This window comes from Pseudomonas sp. UBA1879 (assembly GCF_002338065.1).
GTDB lineage: Bacteria > Pseudomonadota > Gammaproteobacteria > Pseudomonadales > Pseudomonadaceae > Aquipseudomonas.
Map to the genome: position 1 here is coordinate 322877 of NZ_DDHJ01000018.1, position 16219 is coordinate 339095.

General features: G+C 60.7%; 17 protein-coding genes. 2 read left to right on the forward strand and 15 right to left on the reverse strand.

From position 1 onward, the window contains the following. Positions 1-9: 9 nt before the first annotated feature. Entirely contained in the window at positions 10-1425 is a 1416-nt protein-coding gene (locus B3N48_RS21755; RefSeq protein WP_296187314.1) for an MFS transporter, read from the reverse strand. Between the two features lie 408 nt (positions 1426-1833). On the opposite strand from B3N48_RS21755, the gene B3N48_RS21760 reads away from it, so the two are divergent. Further along, on the forward strand, positions 1834-2112 hold the full coding sequence (locus B3N48_RS21760) for a MarR family winged helix-turn-helix transcriptional regulator (RefSeq protein WP_296187315.1): 279 nt from the start codon (positions 1834-1836) through the stop codon (positions 2110-2112). Between the two features lie 88 nt (positions 2113-2200). Here the strand turns inward: B3N48_RS21760 and B3N48_RS21765 are convergent, their stop codons facing one another. The 7 genes from B3N48_RS21765 to B3N48_RS21795 all read right to left on the reverse strand — a co-directional run bounded on the left by B3N48_RS21765 (position 2201) and on the right by B3N48_RS21795 (position 8899). Continuing rightward, entirely contained in the window at positions 2201-3112 is a 912-nt protein-coding gene (locus B3N48_RS21765; RefSeq protein WP_296187316.1) for an alpha/beta fold hydrolase, read from the reverse strand. Between the two features lie 83 nt (positions 3113-3195). Then, a complete protein-coding gene (locus tag B3N48_RS21770; RefSeq protein ID WP_296187317.1) occupies positions 3196-3666 on the reverse strand; it encodes an Lrp/AsnC family transcriptional regulator in 471 nt (156 codons plus the stop codon). 25 nt (positions 3667-3691) lie between these two features. After that, positions 3692-4999 carry an NAD(P)/FAD-dependent oxidoreductase gene (locus tag B3N48_RS21775; protein ID WP_296187318.1) on the reverse strand — a complete coding sequence of 436 codons (1308 nt, stop codon included), beginning with the start codon at positions 4997-4999 and terminating at the stop codon, positions 3692-3694. A 92-nt stretch (positions 5000-5091) separates the two neighbouring features. Beyond that, complete coding sequence (locus B3N48_RS21780) at positions 5092-5931, reverse strand: transporter substrate-binding domain-containing protein (protein WP_296187319.1); 840 nt, start codon at positions 5929-5931, stop codon at positions 5092-5094. Positions 5932-5992: 61 nt separating this feature from the next. After that, a complete protein-coding gene (locus B3N48_RS21785; RefSeq protein WP_296187320.1) occupies positions 5993-6763 on the reverse strand; it encodes an amino acid ABC transporter ATP-binding protein in 771 nt (256 codons plus the stop codon). 14 nt (positions 6764-6777) lie between these two features. Further along, positions 6778-7743, reverse strand: coding sequence for an amino acid ABC transporter permease (locus tag B3N48_RS21790; RefSeq protein WP_296187321.1), 966 nt, complete (start codon positions 7741-7743; stop codon positions 6778-6780). Positions 7744-8011: 268 nt separating this feature from the next. Further along, the gene (locus B3N48_RS21795) at positions 8012-8899 is read right to left on the reverse strand and encodes an SDR family oxidoreductase (RefSeq protein ID WP_296187322.1); all 888 of its coding nucleotides are present in this window, start codon (positions 8897-8899) and stop codon (positions 8012-8014) included. A gap of 98 nt (positions 8900-8997) precedes the next feature. Between B3N48_RS21795 and B3N48_RS21800 the strand changes: the two genes are divergently transcribed. Beyond that, a complete protein-coding gene (locus B3N48_RS21800) occupies positions 8998-9825 on the forward strand; it encodes a helix-turn-helix transcriptional regulator (protein ID WP_296187323.1) in 828 nt (275 codons plus the stop codon). A 3-nt stretch (positions 9826-9828) separates the two neighbouring features. Here B3N48_RS21800 and csgH read toward each other — a convergent pair whose 3' ends face one another. The 7 genes from csgH to B3N48_RS21835 form a co-directional block, all read right to left on the reverse strand. Next, positions 9829-10134, reverse strand: coding sequence for a curli-like amyloid fiber formation chaperone CsgH (csgH, locus tag B3N48_RS21805; protein WP_296187324.1), 306 nt, complete (start codon positions 10132-10134; stop codon positions 9829-9831). A 5-nt stretch (positions 10135-10139) separates the two neighbouring features. Beyond that, positions 10140-10652: a curlin-associated protein gene (locus tag B3N48_RS21810; RefSeq protein WP_296187325.1), complete on the reverse strand. Its 513-nt coding sequence runs from the start codon at positions 10650-10652 to the stop codon at positions 10140-10142. After that, positions 10636-11535 carry a CsgG/HfaB family protein gene (locus B3N48_RS21815; protein ID WP_296187326.1) on the reverse strand — a complete coding sequence of 300 codons (900 nt, stop codon included), beginning with the start codon at positions 11533-11535 and terminating at the stop codon, positions 10636-10638. The genes B3N48_RS21810 and B3N48_RS21815 overlap by 17 nt, the downstream gene beginning before the upstream one ends. Before the next feature lie 49 nt (positions 11536-11584). Then, positions 11585-12802, reverse strand: a complete 1218-nt coding sequence (locus tag B3N48_RS21820) for a hypothetical protein (RefSeq protein WP_296187327.1) — start codon at positions 12800-12802, stop codon at positions 11585-11587. Positions 12803-12947: 145 nt separating this feature from the next. Further along, complete coding sequence (locus tag B3N48_RS21825; RefSeq protein WP_296187328.1) at positions 12948-13370, reverse strand: curli assembly protein CsgF; 423 nt, start codon at positions 13368-13370, stop codon at positions 12948-12950. 12 nt (positions 13371-13382) lie between these two features. Continuing rightward, complete coding sequence (locus B3N48_RS21830; protein ID WP_296187329.1) at positions 13383-13826, reverse strand: CsgE family curli-type amyloid fiber assembly protein; 444 nt, start codon at positions 13824-13826, stop codon at positions 13383-13385. A gap of 448 nt (positions 13827-14274) precedes the next feature. After that, positions 14275-15993: a PAS domain-containing hybrid sensor histidine kinase/response regulator gene (locus B3N48_RS21835; RefSeq protein ID WP_296187330.1), complete on the reverse strand. Its 1719-nt coding sequence runs from the start codon at positions 15991-15993 to the stop codon at positions 14275-14277. Positions 15994-16219: the final 226 nt, after the last annotated feature.

The following is a 16219-nucleotide window of genomic DNA, read 5'->3' on the forward strand; positions in this document are numbered from 1 at the left end:
GACAGTGGTTCAGAGATCAGTGATTTCTTTGTGGCGCGGCACCAACGCCTTCATCACGCTCCACGCGACGAGGTAGGCCAGGGCGCAAATCGCGAACATGATCATGTAGCCGGTATGGATGTCGTTAATCGATTTGTAGTAGTCGAATACCCATCCGCCAATCTTGGTCATGACCACACCGCCCAGGCCGCCGGCCATGCCGCCGATGCCGACCACCGAGGCCACGGTCTTCTGCGGGAACATGTCGGACACGGTGGTGAAGATGTTGCAAGACCAGGCCTGGTGAGCGGACGCGCCAATGCCGATCAACAGCACCGGTACCCAGAAGCTGATATAGCCCAGCGGTTGCGCCAGCAGCACCAGCAGCGGGAACAACGCGATCACGAACATGGCTTTCATGCGGCCGTCGTAGGGTTTGTCGCCACGGGCCATGAAGTAGCTCGGGAACCAGCCGCCGCCGATGCTGCCGACCATGGTCATGCTGTACAGCACGAACAGCGGGATCACGATGGCCGAGCCCTTCATGCCGTACTGCGCGGACAGGTAGGTCGGCAGCCAGAACAGGAAAAACCACCACACGCCGTCAGTCATGAACTTGCCGAAGGCGAAGGCCCAGGTCTGGCGATAGGTGAGCAATTTGAACCACGATACTTTCTGCGCCGGCACGCCTGGCATCGAAGCGGCCTTGGCCTGCTCGGATTCGTCGCTGCGGATGTACGCCAGCTCGTCGGCGGTCAGGCGTTTTTGCTGATCGGGTTTTTCATACAGCGCCATCCACACGCCGAGCCAGACGAAGCCCAGCAAGCCAATCACGATGAACGCCGATTCCCAACCCCACATGGCCGCGATCAGGGGCACGCAAATGGGCGCGGCAATCGCACCGACGTTGGCCCCGGAGTTGAAGATGCCGGTGGCGAGTGAACGTTCTTTCTTCGGGAAATATTCCGCTGTGGCCTTGATCGCGATCGGGAAGTTACCCGCTTCGCCGATCGCCAGCACCGCCCGCGACAGCATGAAACCGGCGATGGACACCGGGATCGCGGCGAAGCCCAAGGCCGTGGTGATCGCGCCAATGCCTTGCCCCAACGGCACGGCGAACGCGTGCATCACCGCGCCCGTGGACCAGACGCCGATGGCCACCACGTAGGCGGTCTTGGTGCCGATCTTGTCGACCACGCGGCCGGCGAAAATCATCGCGATGGCGTAGACGAACTGGAAGACCGAGGCAATGTTGGCGTAATCGGTGTTACTCCAGCCGAATTGCGCGGACAGGTCCGGGGCCAACAGGCTGAGCACTTGGCGGTCCAGGTAGTTGACCGTGGTCGCGAAAAACAGCAGGGCGCAAATCGTCCAGCGGTATTTGCCGACCGACCGGGTGGCCGCCTGGGTGATGCTTTGCGGATGGGTGGATTCGTTCAGATTCATGGCATCACTATTGTTTTTGGAGGGGTGATGATCTCGCGAGGGTGTCGGCGAGCGCGGAGGTACGTCTCCGAAATGGCACTATCGTGCGCGTGGTCTAACCACTGCTCCATAGCCGGGTGCGCGAGGTGTCCGAGTGTGGACGGAATGTGGCAACGCTGCAGAACGCCAGGTGCGTACACGCGGCCAGGGCTTTCGCAGGGGTGAGCAAACAGGTCGAATGCATGGTGGTGACCGACATTTTTATTGTTAGAAAGGACGCGACGGTTATTCGTCTGTCGTCGTACAACGCCATAGTTATAGCGAGCGTTTCCGCAGGCTGTCAATCTCTGGCATCGATACGCTGTCGCGCCTCAGTGTTGCCCCACTGAACGCCGACCCTAAGCACGTTGCGGGTGTTCGCTACATGGCATGGATATCTTCATCGCGGATCTGGCGCAGATCATGGTCATGGAGAGAACGACCCTGGTCAGGGCGCTCAAACCCCTGCAGGCCGCTGGCTTCATCGTCAGTCGCGCTGAAGGGAAGCGGTCGGCTTCGCGGCTGTTGCTGTCGCCTGAGGGCAAGGCAAAATTCGAGGCGACCCTGCCCGCGTGGAACGCCGCCCAGGCGGAACTGGAAGCGGAAATGGGTGAGGACCTCGCGGCGTCGATGCGTGCCGCGTTGCTGGCGGTCGTGCCGGATGTGTAAATGTTTGATCGTTGGCAGGGTCATGACAGCGGATAGCAGCTCGAGGTCGTCGCTTCGGCTTGCCGACGCCTCAGGCGCATTCCAGAAATCACGCCGATTCGGTTGATGCCCGAGACGATGACAACACCTCCAACACCGCGTCGGCGAACACCGCCGGCGCTTCTTGCGGCACGTTGTGGCCCACGCCAGGCACGACTTGCCGTCGTACCTGTCCGCTGAAACCCCGCACGGCGGCCGTGTCATCACGTTTTGACGACACGCCGTCATCGGCACCACTCAAAATGACGGTCGGCACCGAAATCGGCGGTCGCTGCGTGAGTTGATGTTCGATCTCGGCATAAGCAGGATCACCCGCGACCAGACCGAATCGATGACGGTAGGAATGGGTCACGACATCGACGAAATCAGGGTTGGAAAACGAATCGGCGGTGGCCGCATAAGTGGCATCGGTGAAGGTCCAGCTTGGCGACCACTGCTGCCACAGCAAGTGGCAGAACGCTTTGCCATTGGCCGCCAAACCGGCGTAACCGCGCTCGCCATGAAGGTAATACTGATACCAGAGCCGATGCTCGGTGTGCGGCGAAGAAGGCCTGTTGGCAGCGGCGATGTCCTGAATGTTATAGCCCGGATCGCCACTGACCAGGCCGATCACGCGCTCGGGCCACAGCGCCGCGACGACACACGCGGCACGACCGCCCCAGTCGTACCCCGCCAGCACCGCACGCTCGATCTTCAGCGCATCGAGCAGGGCAAACAGGTCGGCACCGAGCGCCGCCTGTTCGCCGGACCGAAGGGTTGACGCCTCGAGAAAACGGGTGGGCCCGTAGCCACGCAAGTACGGCACGATGCAACGGCAGCCGGCGTCAACCAGACGCCGAGCCACCTCGTCATAGGCGCGCACGTCATAGGGGAAGCCGTGCAACAGGACCACCACCGGCCCATCGGCGGGGCCGCTTTCGAGATAGGCGACGTTCAGGACGCCCGCGTCGATCTTCTTCATGTTCACTCCGGTGCTCTGATGTGCCGTCAAGTTCGAGGGCTTGGCAACGCCATCAGACTCGAAAATACGCGCAGAGGTCGAACTCATTCCGCCCATTTACGGCTGAATTTAGTCTCCATCACGATGTGCGACGAGGTGTGCGCCACGCCCTTGATCAAGTTGATGCGGGTCAGCTCGGCGTTGAGTTCGCTCAAGGTCGACGTGGCCAGATGAATGATGAAATCGGATTCGCCCGAGACCGCATACACCGCCTGAACCGCCTCCATCTTGCGCAGCGAAGTCATGACGTCGATGTAGCTCTTGTTGGTGCAGGAGGTCATGGTGAAGCAGTTGATGTTCTGATGCAGGCGATCCTGGTCGATGCGCACGCTGTAGCCGGTGATGACGCCCGCCTTTTCCAGCCGTGCGATGCGTTCCTGCACGGCAGAGCGGGACACGCCAAGTTTGCGTGCGAGCGAGGCAGTGGGCTCGCGGGCGTTGGCTTGCAGCAGGTTGAGCAGTTGCCTGTCCTTGTCGGTCAGGTTGAACAACGGACCGGGTTTCGGCGCATCCATGACCCTTGCTTGACCTCGCTGTGACTCAGTGTGGAGTGGCGACCTTGCGTTGCGAACGCGTTTCCTGAAAAAAATCCATGATCTTCAAGCCGGCATACACGGTTTGCGCGGCGGCAGGGCCAAGAGGGCCGCCGTTCCATTGCAGGCCGTAGGCGTCGAACAGCCGGTAGCGGTCGCTTTCGCCGCACAGGGCTTCTGCGATCACACGGCCGCCAATCGGCGCGGTGTTCATACCATGGCCGCCAAACGATGTACAAGCCCACTGTCCCGGGCCAAGTGAGGCGATATGGGGCATCTTGTGTCGCGCGTACCCCATCAGCCCTGACCAGGCTTTGTCGATGCGCACGCCGCTCAATTGCGGATAGACGTCCAGAATGTCGGCGGTCAACAGCTGGCCCAGACGCTTTTCGTCCTGCAGGTTTTTGGTCGTGATACGCCCCCCCCACAGCAGCCGGTCGCCGTCGACGATGCGGTAGTAATCGGACGCCCGGCGGTTGTCGCCCACGGCATCGGTGGTGGTCATGACCTGCGCCAGGCGCGGCCCCAGGCGCTCGGTCAGCACGGCATAGGTAGCGATCGGCAGAAAGGCCCGGCGCAGCGGTCCGAATTCCGGACCCCCATACCCCCCGCAGCAATACACCACGTCGCCACAGTCGACCGTGCCGCGATCAGTCACCACACGATGACCGCCTTCTCGACGCTCGACCTGCACCATGGGCGATTGTTCGTGAATCGTGCCGCCCTGTTGCTCAATGAGTCCGGCCAGCCCGAGGCAATAATTCAAAGGGTGAAAGTGAAACCCATGGGTGTCGCGCAGCGCCTGGAAATACCGTTCGGTTTTCAGCCGTTCGCGCACCGCGTCACGGTCCAGATAGTCGAGATGGAAGTCATAGGCCGTGGCCATTTTGTCCCGCAGTCGCTGGAGATTCTCGGCGTCGTCGTAGCGAATCACACTCAACTTGCCGGTCATGGGCGAGCAGCCCGGCAACGCCTGGCGGGCGATGGTGTCCCGCACGATATCAACCCCCTCCAGCGACAATTTGAAGAGTGCCGCCGCGGTGGGTTGCCCGCAGCGACGTTCAATGGCCGACATGCCCTCGGACCAGCCCTGAAGAACAAATCCGCCGTTGCGTCCTGATGCCCCCCACGCCACCCGTCCGGCATCGAGCACCACGACAGAGCGTCCCCGGGAGACGACTTCCCAAGCCGTGCTGAGGCCTGCCAACCCCGCGCCGACGATGCAGACGTCGGCGCGAACGTTGCCCGACAGCGCAGGCCGCGGGGGCGTATCGCGCATCGTGGACGTATAGTAATTGTTGTTATAGGTCAGCATGAAAGCCATCGTCCTTACTTTAAGGCGCAGCCATGCAGGACGCCGCATCGGTGACGAGCGCCTGCAGGGCAGAGGGGGTTATTGCACTCGGGTTATTGCACTTGGGTAAGATCGGCGCCGTACCATTTTTCCGAGAGCTGCTTCAGGGTCCCGTCGCTTTTCATGTCGGCAACGATTGTTTTCAACGCGCTGTTGAAAGCCTCGTCGCCTTTATCCACGGCGATGGCCAGCGGTTCGTAGTACGCGGGTTTACCTTCCACTCGAACGATGGGGTAGCCGTTTTTCACCGCCGCGACAATGGTCGGAAGCGCCGACAACGTGGCGTTCAGCCGCACGCCATTGCCCATGCGCAGGTCATCCAGCGGCCCCATGCTGTCGCCATAGGTTTTCACCTCGGCAGGGGTCACGTCGTAGGTGAAGGTCGGCACGTCGGCGGCGTCGATTTTGAGCCGGCGATTGATGTAGTCCTCCGAGGTCGTGCCTGCTTCAACGCCGATGACCTTGCCATTCAGGTCAGCCAATTGCGTCTTCGCGGCGTCTTTGTGCACAGCGAACACGTAAGGCGTGTAGTAGTAAATCGCAGGGAAATCCAGCACCCGGGCGCGCTCGGCGGTCGGGGTCATGGAACCGACCGAAAGGTCCCAGCGATTCGACCAGCGGCCAGCCGTGATGACCCCGTATTCCGGTGTCACGAACTCGGTCTTGCTGCCCAATCGCCGGCCGATCTCATTGGCCACATCAATGTCGAACCCCTGCAACGTGTTATCCGGGCCGAGGAACGACTGCGGCGGCCAGTTGGCGGCTGTGGCAACCTTGATCACCTTGCTCTGATGGACGCGGTCGAGGGTCGCGCCTGCCCAGGCAGGGCTGGTTCCGATCAGCACGGCGGCGGAGACAGCGGCGGTCGCCAGGAAACGTGTGAGTGTTGTCATGTGTAGGCTCCTGAAGGGTTTTTGTTGTTATCACTGACGTTGCAGGGTGCGGTGTTGCCTCTCAGTGGCTGAGAATCTGCGACAGAAACTCCCGCGCGCGGGCGTGCTGAGGGTTGTCGAAGAAGTCGTTTGGACGGGCCTGTTCGATGATCGAGCCCTGATCCATGAAAATGATGCGGTCGGCGACCCGACGGGCAAAGCCCATTTCATGGGTCACGCAGACCATGGTGATGCCGTCCTGGGCCAGCTCGCCCATCACGTCCAGCACTTCCTTGACCATCTCCGGATCGAGGGCCGAGGTGGGTTCATCGAACAGCATGATGCGGGGGCGCATGCAGAGGGCCCGAGCGATCGCCACACGTTGTTGCTGCCCACCTGAAAGCTGGCCGGGGTATTTGTCGGCTTGATTGCGGATGCGTACCCGGTCGAGGTACTCATAGGCCAGTTCGCGGGCTTTCGTGTCGCTCAGGCCACTGACCAGCCGCGGGCCGAGCATGAGGTTGTCCAGCACCGTCAGGTGCGGAAACAGGTTGAACTGCTGAAACACCATGCCGATCTGGCGACGAATCGCAGCGACGCAGGAGGCATCGCGGGTCAACTCGACCCCGTCGACGAACACATGGCCTTTTTGAAAGTCCTCCAACAGATTCAGGCAACGAATCAGCGTCGACTTGCCGGAGCCCGAGGGGCCGCAGACGACCACGATTTCACCGGCGCTGATGTGCAGATCAATGCCCTTGAGCACGTGAAAGTCGCCGTACCATTTATGCATGTTCTGGATGGATACGGCGGGGTAGCAAGCCGCGACGGCTGAAGCTGAAGATGAATTCATCGTTATGCTCCTGATCAGCGATGGGCGCGGTTGAAGTGTTTTTCCAGACGTGCCTGTACGGTTTCCAGCACGATGGACAGCAGCCAGTACAGCACCGCCGCGGTGATGAGCATTTCCAGGTGGCGAAATTCGGCGCGGCCTTGGGTACGCGCCAGGAACATCAGTTCCCAGACCCCGATCACCGACACCAGCGAACTGTCCTTGAGCATTGATATGAACTGGTTGCCGGTGGGGGGAATGATCAGGCGCATGGACTGCGGAAGAATGACCCGTGTCATGGTCTGGAACGGGGTCAGGCCAATGGCCCGCGAGGCTTCCCACTGTCCTCGGGAGATACTGCTGATCCCGGCGCGGAAGATCTCGGTCATATACGCGCCGTAACACAGCGACAGCGCCAGGATCCCGGCCGGCACTGCGCCGACCACGTAGCCCAGCTGCGGGATGCCGAGGTAAATGAGGTAGATCTGAATCAGCAGCGGCACACCGCGAAAGAACGAGGTGTAGAAGCTGGCGATGGCAATGGCGAACCCGTTGGAAGACAAACGGGCGGTGGCCCCCAGCAGCGCCAGAACGAACGCGATGGCGATCGAGATGGCAGACACGTAAACGGTGGTGAACACCCCTTGGGTGATCATGAAACCAACCTTCGTGGCAATGAAGCTGTACGAGAGGTTGAAGGTGTCGAAAAACAGCAGGAACAGCACCAGCAACTCGCACCAGACCGTGATGATTTGCGCCCGCAGCGGGAACCGGCCGAGCAGAAACAGGTTGAGCATGGCGGTCAGGGTGAACGTGCCGCCCACGGCGATATTGCGCGCCAGTGGCGATTCCAGATCGAGGACGATGGGACCCATCAGGTGAGAGAGCCGACTTTCACCGACCCCGCAGAGGAGGGTGATGGTGAACATGACGGCGGCGATTGCCCCCATGAACACGACGCTGTCGGTGAAACGAGCCTTGACGATATGGTCTTTGTACATCGCTTGCATGCCTCAGGGTGAGCCCCGTTTGTTGTTGTGGGGTCATTATGAGTTGGCAAAATGCCGGTCGGCAGCCTGCGATCTGTTGTCTTTTCGGGATATTTTCGGGAAACGTGAGGGGTTCAACCCTTCGAATACGCTGTAACCGTATTCGGGGGCGGACCGACCTTCCCGCGAGCGCAGGTCATGCCGGGTCTGCGATCGGGTCAGCCCGCCGAATGGATACATCGCGTGTCGCCAGAGCGGGCGCGGATCAATCGGGCCTGAATCAGCCCTCCAGGCACACCCTCAAATCCTCCAACAACCCAGGCCCTGTCGGCGTCCAGCCCAGCCGCTCACGGGTTTTTGTGCTGGACGCCGACATGTCCAGCCCGACGAACCCGGCCATCCAGCCAAAATGCCCGGTGGCCTGTTCGGGGGTGAGGGTGACCGTGGGGACGCCGAAGCCTTCGCCGATCAGCTGCGCAATGTCTCGAAAGGCGACGCCCTGTTCGGCGACGGCGTTGTAACGGGCGCCGGGCTGATGTTTTTCCAGGGCAAGGCGGTACAGCTGGGCGGTGTCGGTGAGGTGTGCGGCCGACCAGCCTTCCTGGCCTTCGCCGACATAGGCCGACACGCCTGTCTGCCGCGCCAGCTCGATGAGGTATGTGATCAACCCTTGTTTGACCGGGTTGTGGATTTGCGACAGGCGCATGACCACCACGTTGATGCCGCGTTCGCTCAGCGCCTGGCCCGCGCGTTCGGATGCGGTCCGTGGGTGAGGGTGGGTCGCATCAAAATGGTCTTCATCCGACGGCTGGCCAGACGTCGTGGCGCCCATGGCGACGCTTGACGTGATGACCAGTGGCCGTGCCGAACCCTCCAACGCTGTCCCCAATGCGTCGATCACTCGCGCATCCTTCTGGCAGTTTTCGACGAAGTGGGCGAAGTCATGATCGAACGCGGTGTGAATCACCGCATCGCACTGTTCGGCGCCGTTGCGCAGGCTGTCGAGGTCCTCGATGTTGCCGCGGTGAGCCACGGCGCCGACCGAGCGCAGCGCCCGTTCGCCTTCATCGGAGCGGGTCAGGCCGAGGACGTCGTGCCCGGCGTCGAGCAATTCGCGCGTGACGTGAGCGCCGATGAAGCCTGTGGAACCTGTCAGAAATACACGCATGGGTTCGTTCTCTCTTTGCTGAAAACACCAGCCTGCGCGTAGTCTCTATCCCGTTAAAGACGTGACCTTATCAAGGTATAAACACTTACAGGCTCGCCATGTCAGATCAGTCGGTTCAACTCTTGGGTGCGTATCTGAAAGATTGCCGGGCGCGGCTCGACCCGGCGACGTTCGGCTTTTCCAATGCCCGCAGGCGCACGCCGGGGCTGCGTCGCGAAGAAGTCGCGCAACGCGCCAACATCAGTGCCACGTGGTACACCTGGCTGGAGCAGGGCCGGGGCGGGGCGCCGTCGACGGAGGTGCTGGACCGCATCGCGCAGAGCCTGCTGATGACCGAGCCCGAGCGTGAACACCTGTTCATGCTGGCGTTCGGGCATCCGCCTGAAGTGATCTATCGCGCGCCCGAGGGCGTCACGCCGCGTTTGCAGCGGCTGCTGGACAGCCTTGCGTTCAGCCCGGCCATCATCAAAACCGCGACGTGGGACGTGCTGGCCTGGAACCGCGCTGCCGCAGCCGTCTTCACCGACTACAGCCTGCTGCCGATCAGGGAGCGCAACATCCTGCGCCTGATGTTCTGCCGCCAGGGCGTGCGCGAGCGGCAGGAGGATTGGGAGAGCATGGCGCGGTTCGTGGTCGCCGCCTTCCGCGCCGATGCGATTCGCGCCGGGGCGGCGTCGCAGGTCAGTCAGCTGGCGGACGAGTTGTGCGTGTTGAGTGCAGACTTCGCGCGGTTCTGGCGGGACAACGATGTGCGGGTGCATGGCGAGGGCAGCAAGCGGCTGCATCATCCGACCATGGGCCGCATCGCGTTGGAGTATTCGGGCTTTGCCGTGGATGGCCGACCGGACCTCGGCATGATCATCTACAACCCTGCCAGCGCCGAGGACACCGACAAGATTCGCGCGTTGCTGGCGAAGCCAGACTGAGCCTCAACCGGGCGTTTCGTCGCAGCTTTTGTCGAGTGATTTGACCAGCACGCCATCCTGGAACACGTCCAGATGAATGGTGCAGGCCGCTTCCGGCGGAATGCTCAGGCGCACCACAGAGCTGCTGGCGCCTGTCTGAAGATCGCCCTGCTGGCTGATGCTGGAGGTGCCTGCAGCGCTGCTTTGGTTGACGGCCATGTGATAACGCAAGGTTAAAGGCGTCGGGTTTTCGATGTGCGGACGAATCAGCACCGCCGTCCCTTCGCGGTGGGTATCGATGGCGACGACCAGTTGCGATAAGTCGATCATGGGACTCACTTCTGCGTGACGGTGGCGTTCATGTTGCTGCCGTACTGCTGGACGCTGACCGTGCCACCAAAGCCGCTTTGGGTCACGGTGGCCTGATTGTTCTGGCCGTACTGCCCGACGTACGCCTGATTATAGGCCCCACTTTGCACGACGTTGGCCTGGTTGTTGGTGCCCACTTGCGCGATGGCGGCCTGGTTGTAGCGGCCGCTCTGATCCAGGGTCAAGACGTTGCCGTAGCCGTTCTGCTGGGCATAGGCGGCATTGTAGGCGCCGGTCTGATTGATCGTCGCAGCGTTGTTGCGGCCGGTCTGGATTTCTACCAGACGCTGGCGTTGGCCGCTTTGATCCACAGTGGCACGGTTATAAGAGCCGATCTGGCTCAGGTCGACCCGGCTGCCAGACACACCAAGGCCGGAGTAACGGGCCTCGGACACCAGGTCGGCTGCCGAGCACAGCGTACTGCCGAGCGACAGGACGGCGGCGAGGGTCAGCCCCGCGTATTTATTGAGGTTGCGCACGTGAGTCTCCCAAGAGCTCGGTTTGCTCCGCAGAGGTGATCGGCGTATTCATCGTCTGCTCGTCATACGCCTTCAGGTAGCCCGCAAGCAGGGGCTTTTTCAGGTCGTCCGGGTTTTTCAGGTTCCAGCTGCCGTCGCGCGCGCCTTGGGCAATCAAGTGAATCAGGCCCGCTTCGATGGCTTCACGCACGCACTGTTGAACCGGTTCGTTGCGTGACAGGCCGGTTTCCACTTCCAGCAGGTGACGCAGCGACACGAACTTGAAGACGCCGAAATCCAGTTGGATCGAGAACACGGTTTTGGTGGTGGTGATGCTCTGGATCACGTCGCCGGTGCGAATGTCCACCGCCCGCAGGTTGATGGTCACCTGATCCTGGCGATACAGGTCCGACGGGCCGATGCCCAGGTAACGCACCCCGAAACCGCCGGTGCGTACGTTGCTTTCGTAGGCGACGATGGCGCCTTCGATGATCATGTTGGCCGGACGCAACGGCGGCAGTTGCGTCTGTGCCCGATCCGATGGCTGCTCCAGCGCCCGAACGATCTTGCGTTCGGTCAGCAGGTCTTGCAGGTTTTCGCGTTCCACCGGTTTGAACCAGCGAGAATCGCGCAAGGCGCTGACCAGGAGTGACGCTGCACCCTGAGTCACCGACGTGGAGAAAGAACTGTCCGGCGAAGGTTTGTATTGGCCGGTCTGGTCACGCATGCCGTACACCGCCACCGGGATCGTGCCTGCGGGTGGAGGCAGGTTGGCGAGGTCGCGGGTTGATTGGGTAGGCGGCGAGATGGTCGCCGGAGAAATGGTGCCCGCCGGGCGCGAAGTGGCACAGCCACTCAGGACTACAGCGGCGACAATCATCAATGAAATCGTGCGGGCGCGCATGATAAAGCTCCGAAAAAACCCGCCGGCGAACCGGCGGGTACGACCTGGATTAACGCTGGTTGATCACGACGTTGTTGTTGCTGCCGCCGGTCTGAACGACGTTGGCGGTGAGGTAGCTGCCGGACTGCGTCACGCTGGCGCTGTTGAAGCGGGCAGTGGCGGTCTGGTTCAGATCGATGACGTTGTAGCCGCCAGCGTTTTGAGTCAGGTAGGCATCGTTGTCGAAGCCCGCCTGGTTGCTGGTGATCTTGTTGTTGTAGCCGTCCTGATTGGCGGTCAGGCTGTTCAGGTAGCTGGTCTGGTTGGCAACGATGTCGTTGCCGTCGCCTTTCTGGCTGGCCACGATGGTGTTGCCGCCGCCGTTGTACTGGGCCAGCGCAGCCTTGTTATAGGAACCGTTCTGGGTCAGCTTGGCCGAGGAACCGACGTCGTTGGTTTGAGTGATCGAACCGACGTTGTTGTTGCCGCCTTTCTGGGTCAGGCTGGCGTCCGAGCTGAGGGCTGCGTTCTGTGCCACGGTGGCGGTGTTGTCGTTACCGTCTTGCAAGATGGTGGCTGACGAAGCCGTGGTGTAGTTGGTCTGGTCGGCGGTGGCTTTGTTGCCGTTGCCTTGTTGGGTGACGCTCGCATCGGAGTAGTAAGCGCTGTTCTGGGTAATCGCACCGACGTTGTAGCTGCCGGTCTGCTTCAGCGTCGCGCTGACGTCGCCGCTGTTCTGCTGGGTGGTCCAGCCCTGGTTGTTGTTGCCGGCTTGCGTGACATTGGCAACGGCTTTGGCGTTGTTGTCCTGGGTCAGCAGGGCGGTGTTGCCATCGCCTGTCTGCTTCAGGGTGGCAGCGTTGTCGCGGCCTTTGTTGCCGGTCTGAACGACGGTGCCGTTGTTCCAGTTGCCCGATTGGGTCAGGGTCGCTTTCTGTTTGTCGTTGGCGTTGTTGCCTGCACGACCGGTCTGATTGATGGTGCCGACGTTATGGACGCCGCCGTTCTGGCTGCCCAGTGCGGTGTTGTACGAGTTGGTCTGGTAAACAGACAGGTTGCTGTCGCTGGAGGCCTGGTACAGGGCGCTACCGGTGCCGGCCGCGCCAACGCTGTTGTTGCTGCCAGTCTGGTTGAGGGTCACGGTGGAGTTGATCGAACCGACCTGCTCAACGTAAGCGTTGTTTTTGTCACCGTTCTGATAGCTGTTAACGGTACCGTTGCCGGCAAAAGCAGCGCCTGAGACAGAAGCCAGTACAGCGAGGGCGATAAGGGATTTACGTGCTTGCATGATGAAGTCCTTTATTCAATGTTTTGTTATTTCTGGGTTGTTGGCAGGCGAACGTCGCCTGCGAGTTATTGCACAAGGCACAACACGTCTTACAGGAGCGTTACAGCGAAAATATTAAAGGCTGAAGCGTTAAAGCGGATGTTACTTATTGGTTAATCTGGAACGATGTACTTTGGCCGGTGGTTTTATCGGTGGTGGTTATTTGTAATAAGCCGGGCGATAAGTTAACGATAGAAATCGTGAAGTCCGTGGTTTCAACGGTGCCTGGCGTCAACTTGCCGTCTGTGCCGACAATGCTGGACGTCACGGCGGAAGACACCCGGCTCAAAATGGCGCTTTGCAGCATGCTGTTGAATTGAGTCAGGGTGCTTTGCGCCGAGCCCGAGGAACCCGATTTGTCGGTGAACTTGTTTTGCGCATTGGCCTGGTTCAAAAGGACCGGGCCGTTGAGCGGGTTGCCACCGAAGGAAGGGTTGACCGGCACGTAGACCAGTTCGCTGGCGTACGAAGTGGCCGAAACGCCGGACAGCGAAATCAGGCCGATAAAAGCAAGAGACAGACGGCTCATGGTTAACTCCTTTTAGATCTCGTCGCGACCCATGTCAGGGTCCCCGAAGAACTGCGCCAATTGGTAGTCGAGAATGGCCTGGAACACTTGAGCCGCCACGTCTGCACCTAACGCGGGAATCTGGCTGCGGTTGGGCGGCAGGGCCACCTGAAGCATCCGGCGATTGCCGTAGTTGATGAAAATCTGACTGCCCAGCCGTGCGGTAGGACGCTCCATGACTGACACGGTAAAACGACCTTCTTCATCTTTCTCGGCCCAGGCCGAGGCAAAACTGTCGTAAAACGCATGCCCGTTCTGAGTCGCTGTCTGCCCCACGACCAACCCGCCAACTTCAGCGCGATTCAAGGCGCGCTGGGAAGATAAAGCAGGCGTCGTGCTGACACTTTCTTCGGCGAACGCCGTCGTGGCGAGACACACGTGAAGCACCATCATCATCCTTAAAGTGGTGTGTTTCATGGCAGGCACATATAACGTTTGTTGGTGTGGTCGCAGTGTAAATACAAATAATGGGAAAGCGCCACCATCCGATTAAAAATAATGTCATTTAAATATTGACGCCAGAAAGGCGACAAACTAAATAGCGCAAAAGAATGAAATCAATCGCGTCGTGAAGTTGGCGTCGGTTTTGCGCGTTTGCACGGCACCGTGCAGGGCGGTTGCTCGGCAAAACGTTGGGAAAGGCCGATCCAGACAGGCACCTTTAAAAATAAATAAATCGATGAATAGCCACGTTTAAAGTTGTTGTAGGTGAGGCTTTTATTTTGTCTCTATTCAGAGACAGCACGCGCGTCCTGGTTTTAAGAGGGGCACAACCGAACGTGGCAAATAGTCAGTCTATTGAGGCGGGAATACGGTTGAATTGTACGGGGCGCTCCGACGAACGGTAGCGCCCCGAGCTCGGTTTTCAGCCCGTAAGAATGCCTTTGATGCGGTTGATGAGGTCATCCATCGAAAAAGGTTTGGTCAGCAAATGCATGCCCGATTCCAGCTGTTCCTCCCACAGCAGCGCATTGTGTGCATAGCCGGTGATGAACAGCACCTTCAACCCCGGCCGCAGGCTGCGCCCGGCATCTGCTACCTGACGGCCGTTGAGACCGCCAGGTAACCCCACGTCGGTGACCAGCATATCGATATGTCGGGTCGATTGCAGGAGCTGCAGGCCTTGGGCGCCGTCCTCTGCCTGAAGGGTGGTGTAGCCGAGGTCGCCCAGCACCTCTGCAATCAACATGCGCACGGTAGGTTCGTCGTCGATGACCAGGACCGTTTCGCCACGTCCATCCAGGGGCGCGGACGCAGCCGCTGGGGCTGCGTTGGCCCGCACCTCCAGCGTCGACCTGGGGAGGTACAGCGTCATGGTCGTGCCCACGCCCAGGCAGGATTCGATATGGACGCTGCCACCGGACTGCCGCGTGAAACCGTATATCATCGACAGGCCAAGACCGGTGCCTTTGCCGGTGGGCTTGGTGGTGAAGAAAGGATCGAAGGCATGGGCAATCACTTCGCCGCTCATGCCGCTGCCGGTGTCGCTGACCCTCAGCGTCAGATATTCGCCCGGGGGTATTTCCAGATCAGCCGCGTCCTTTGCCGTCAACGTGCAATTTCCGGTTGCGATGGTCAGCGTGCCGCCAGTGACCATTGCATCGCGCGCGTTGATGCACAGATTGAGCAGGGCGTTTTCCAGCTGGTTGGGGTCGACCTGAGTCAGCCACAACCGGGCCTCGTTTTGAATGACGATATTCACGGCAGGGCCGACGGTGCTGCGGATCAGTTCCAGCATGTCGTGGATCAGCGCATTCACGTCGGTAGAGGTCGGGTCCAGGGTCTGACGGCGGGAGAACGCCAGCAGGCGGTGGGTCAGTGCAGCCGCGCGACGTGACGCACCCAGCGCCGCATCGAAATAGCGCTCGGTGTCGGTCAACTGACCTCGACCGACACGCAGACGAAGCATCTCCAGGCTGCCCATGATTCCCGTTAGTAAGTTGTTGAAGTCATGGGCGAGGCCGCCGGTCAATTGTCCGACCGCTTCCATTTTCTGGCTCTGACGCAGTTGCTGCTCCAGCAGCCGCTGGGCGGTCATCTCCACGCCGACGCCGGTGCGGCGCACGGGCTCACCCGCGCGGTTGAAATAGGTATGACCCCGCGACAACACCCAGCGCACCACGCCGTTCGGATGCACGATGCGGTATTCCAGCTCCAGATCCCCACGATTGACCAAGCCGCCCGCCATGGTCTTGCGCAACGCCGGCATATCATCAGGGTGCACATTGGCAAGGAAGTCCACGCGCTTGATGCCCGCTGCGCCCTGAACCGGATCGATGCCGTACAGCTCGCTGATCCCTTCGTCGCAGTAAAAACAGTCGTTGCACATTTCATAGGTCCACACGCCGACTCCGCTCACTGCGGACAGGGCCAGGCGGGTGAAGTCCATCGAGTCATACAGTGCGGTTTCCCCGTGGGCCTCGGCTGCCACGTCGCGCAATGCGGCGTTGTCACCCTGCAGAATGCCAAGGGCGGCGCGTCGCGCATCCTTGCTGGTGGCGTAATGGCCTGCGCTGACCTGCGCGTCGAGCAGGGCAGAAAGCGCCAGGCTAAGAGCGAGGTCCTGAGGTGCCCGGTAGGACATGAAAGGGGATCTCTGCGTGGGAAGTTGAGCGAGCGTGTAAATAGCACACAACGTCCCGCCGGAACAGCCTTGCGGGCAGGTGTGCACTGGCGGGAGCCAGAAGCGGTGAGTCTACAATCAGGAGTGGACCCCGTGCGATCTGGCGCGTTTCGGATCCCGCAAGCGCCGCCGAAAGCTCTGCGGCAGCGACAGCGGTCCCTCCGACAAACAGCATCGTACTGACGCC

Bases quoted from the DNA above. Each gene is read 5' to 3' on its own strand.
- B3N48_RS21755 (WP_296187314.1), bottom strand. From the start codon at position 1,425: ATGAATCTGAACGAATCCACCCATCCGCAAAGCATCACCCAGGCGGCC.
- B3N48_RS21760 (WP_296187315.1), top strand. From the start codon at position 1,834: ATGGATATCTTCATCGCGGATCTGGCGCAGATCATGGTCATGGAGAGA.
- B3N48_RS21765 (WP_296187316.1), bottom strand. From the start codon at position 3,112: ATGAAGAAGATCGACGCGGGCGTCCTGAACGTCGCCTATCTCGAAAGC.
- B3N48_RS21770 (WP_296187317.1), bottom strand. From the start codon at position 3,666: ATGGATGCGCCGAAACCCGGTCCGTTGTTCAACCTGACCGACAAGGAC.
- B3N48_RS21775 (WP_296187318.1), bottom strand. From the start codon at position 4,999: ATGCTGACCTATAACAACAATTACTATACGTCCACGATGCGCGATACG.
- B3N48_RS21780 (WP_296187319.1), bottom strand. From the start codon at position 5,931: ATGACAACACTCACACGTTTCCTGGCGACCGCCGCTGTCTCCGCCGCC.
- B3N48_RS21785 (WP_296187320.1), bottom strand. From the start codon at position 6,763: ATGAATTCATCTTCAGCTTCAGCCGTCGCGGCTTGCTACCCCGCCGTA.
- B3N48_RS21790 (WP_296187321.1), bottom strand. From the start codon at position 7,743: ATGTACAAAGACCATATCGTCAAGGCTCGTTTCACCGACAGCGTCGTG.
- B3N48_RS21795 (WP_296187322.1), bottom strand. From the start codon at position 8,899: ATGCGTGTATTTCTGACAGGTTCCACAGGCTTCATCGGCGCTCACGTC.
- B3N48_RS21800 (WP_296187323.1), top strand. From the start codon at position 8,998: ATGTCAGATCAGTCGGTTCAACTCTTGGGTGCGTATCTGAAAGATTGC.
- csgH (WP_296187324.1), bottom strand. From the start codon at position 10,134: ATGATCGACTTATCGCAACTGGTCGTCGCCATCGATACCCACCGCGAA.
- B3N48_RS21815 (WP_296187326.1), bottom strand. From the start codon at position 11,535: ATGCGCGCCCGCACGATTTCATTGATGATTGTCGCCGCTGTAGTCCTG.
- B3N48_RS21820 (WP_296187327.1), bottom strand. From the start codon at position 12,802: ATGCAAGCACGTAAATCCCTTATCGCCCTCGCTGTACTGGCTTCTGTC.
- B3N48_RS21825 (WP_296187328.1), bottom strand. From the start codon at position 13,370: ATGAGCCGTCTGTCTCTTGCTTTTATCGGCCTGATTTCGCTGTCCGGC.
- B3N48_RS21830 (WP_296187329.1), bottom strand. From the start codon at position 13,826: ATGAAACACACCACTTTAAGGATGATGATGGTGCTTCACGTGTGTCTC.
- B3N48_RS21835 (WP_296187330.1), bottom strand. From the start codon at position 15,993: ATGTCCTACCGGGCACCTCAGGACCTCGCTCTTAGCCTGGCGCTTTCT.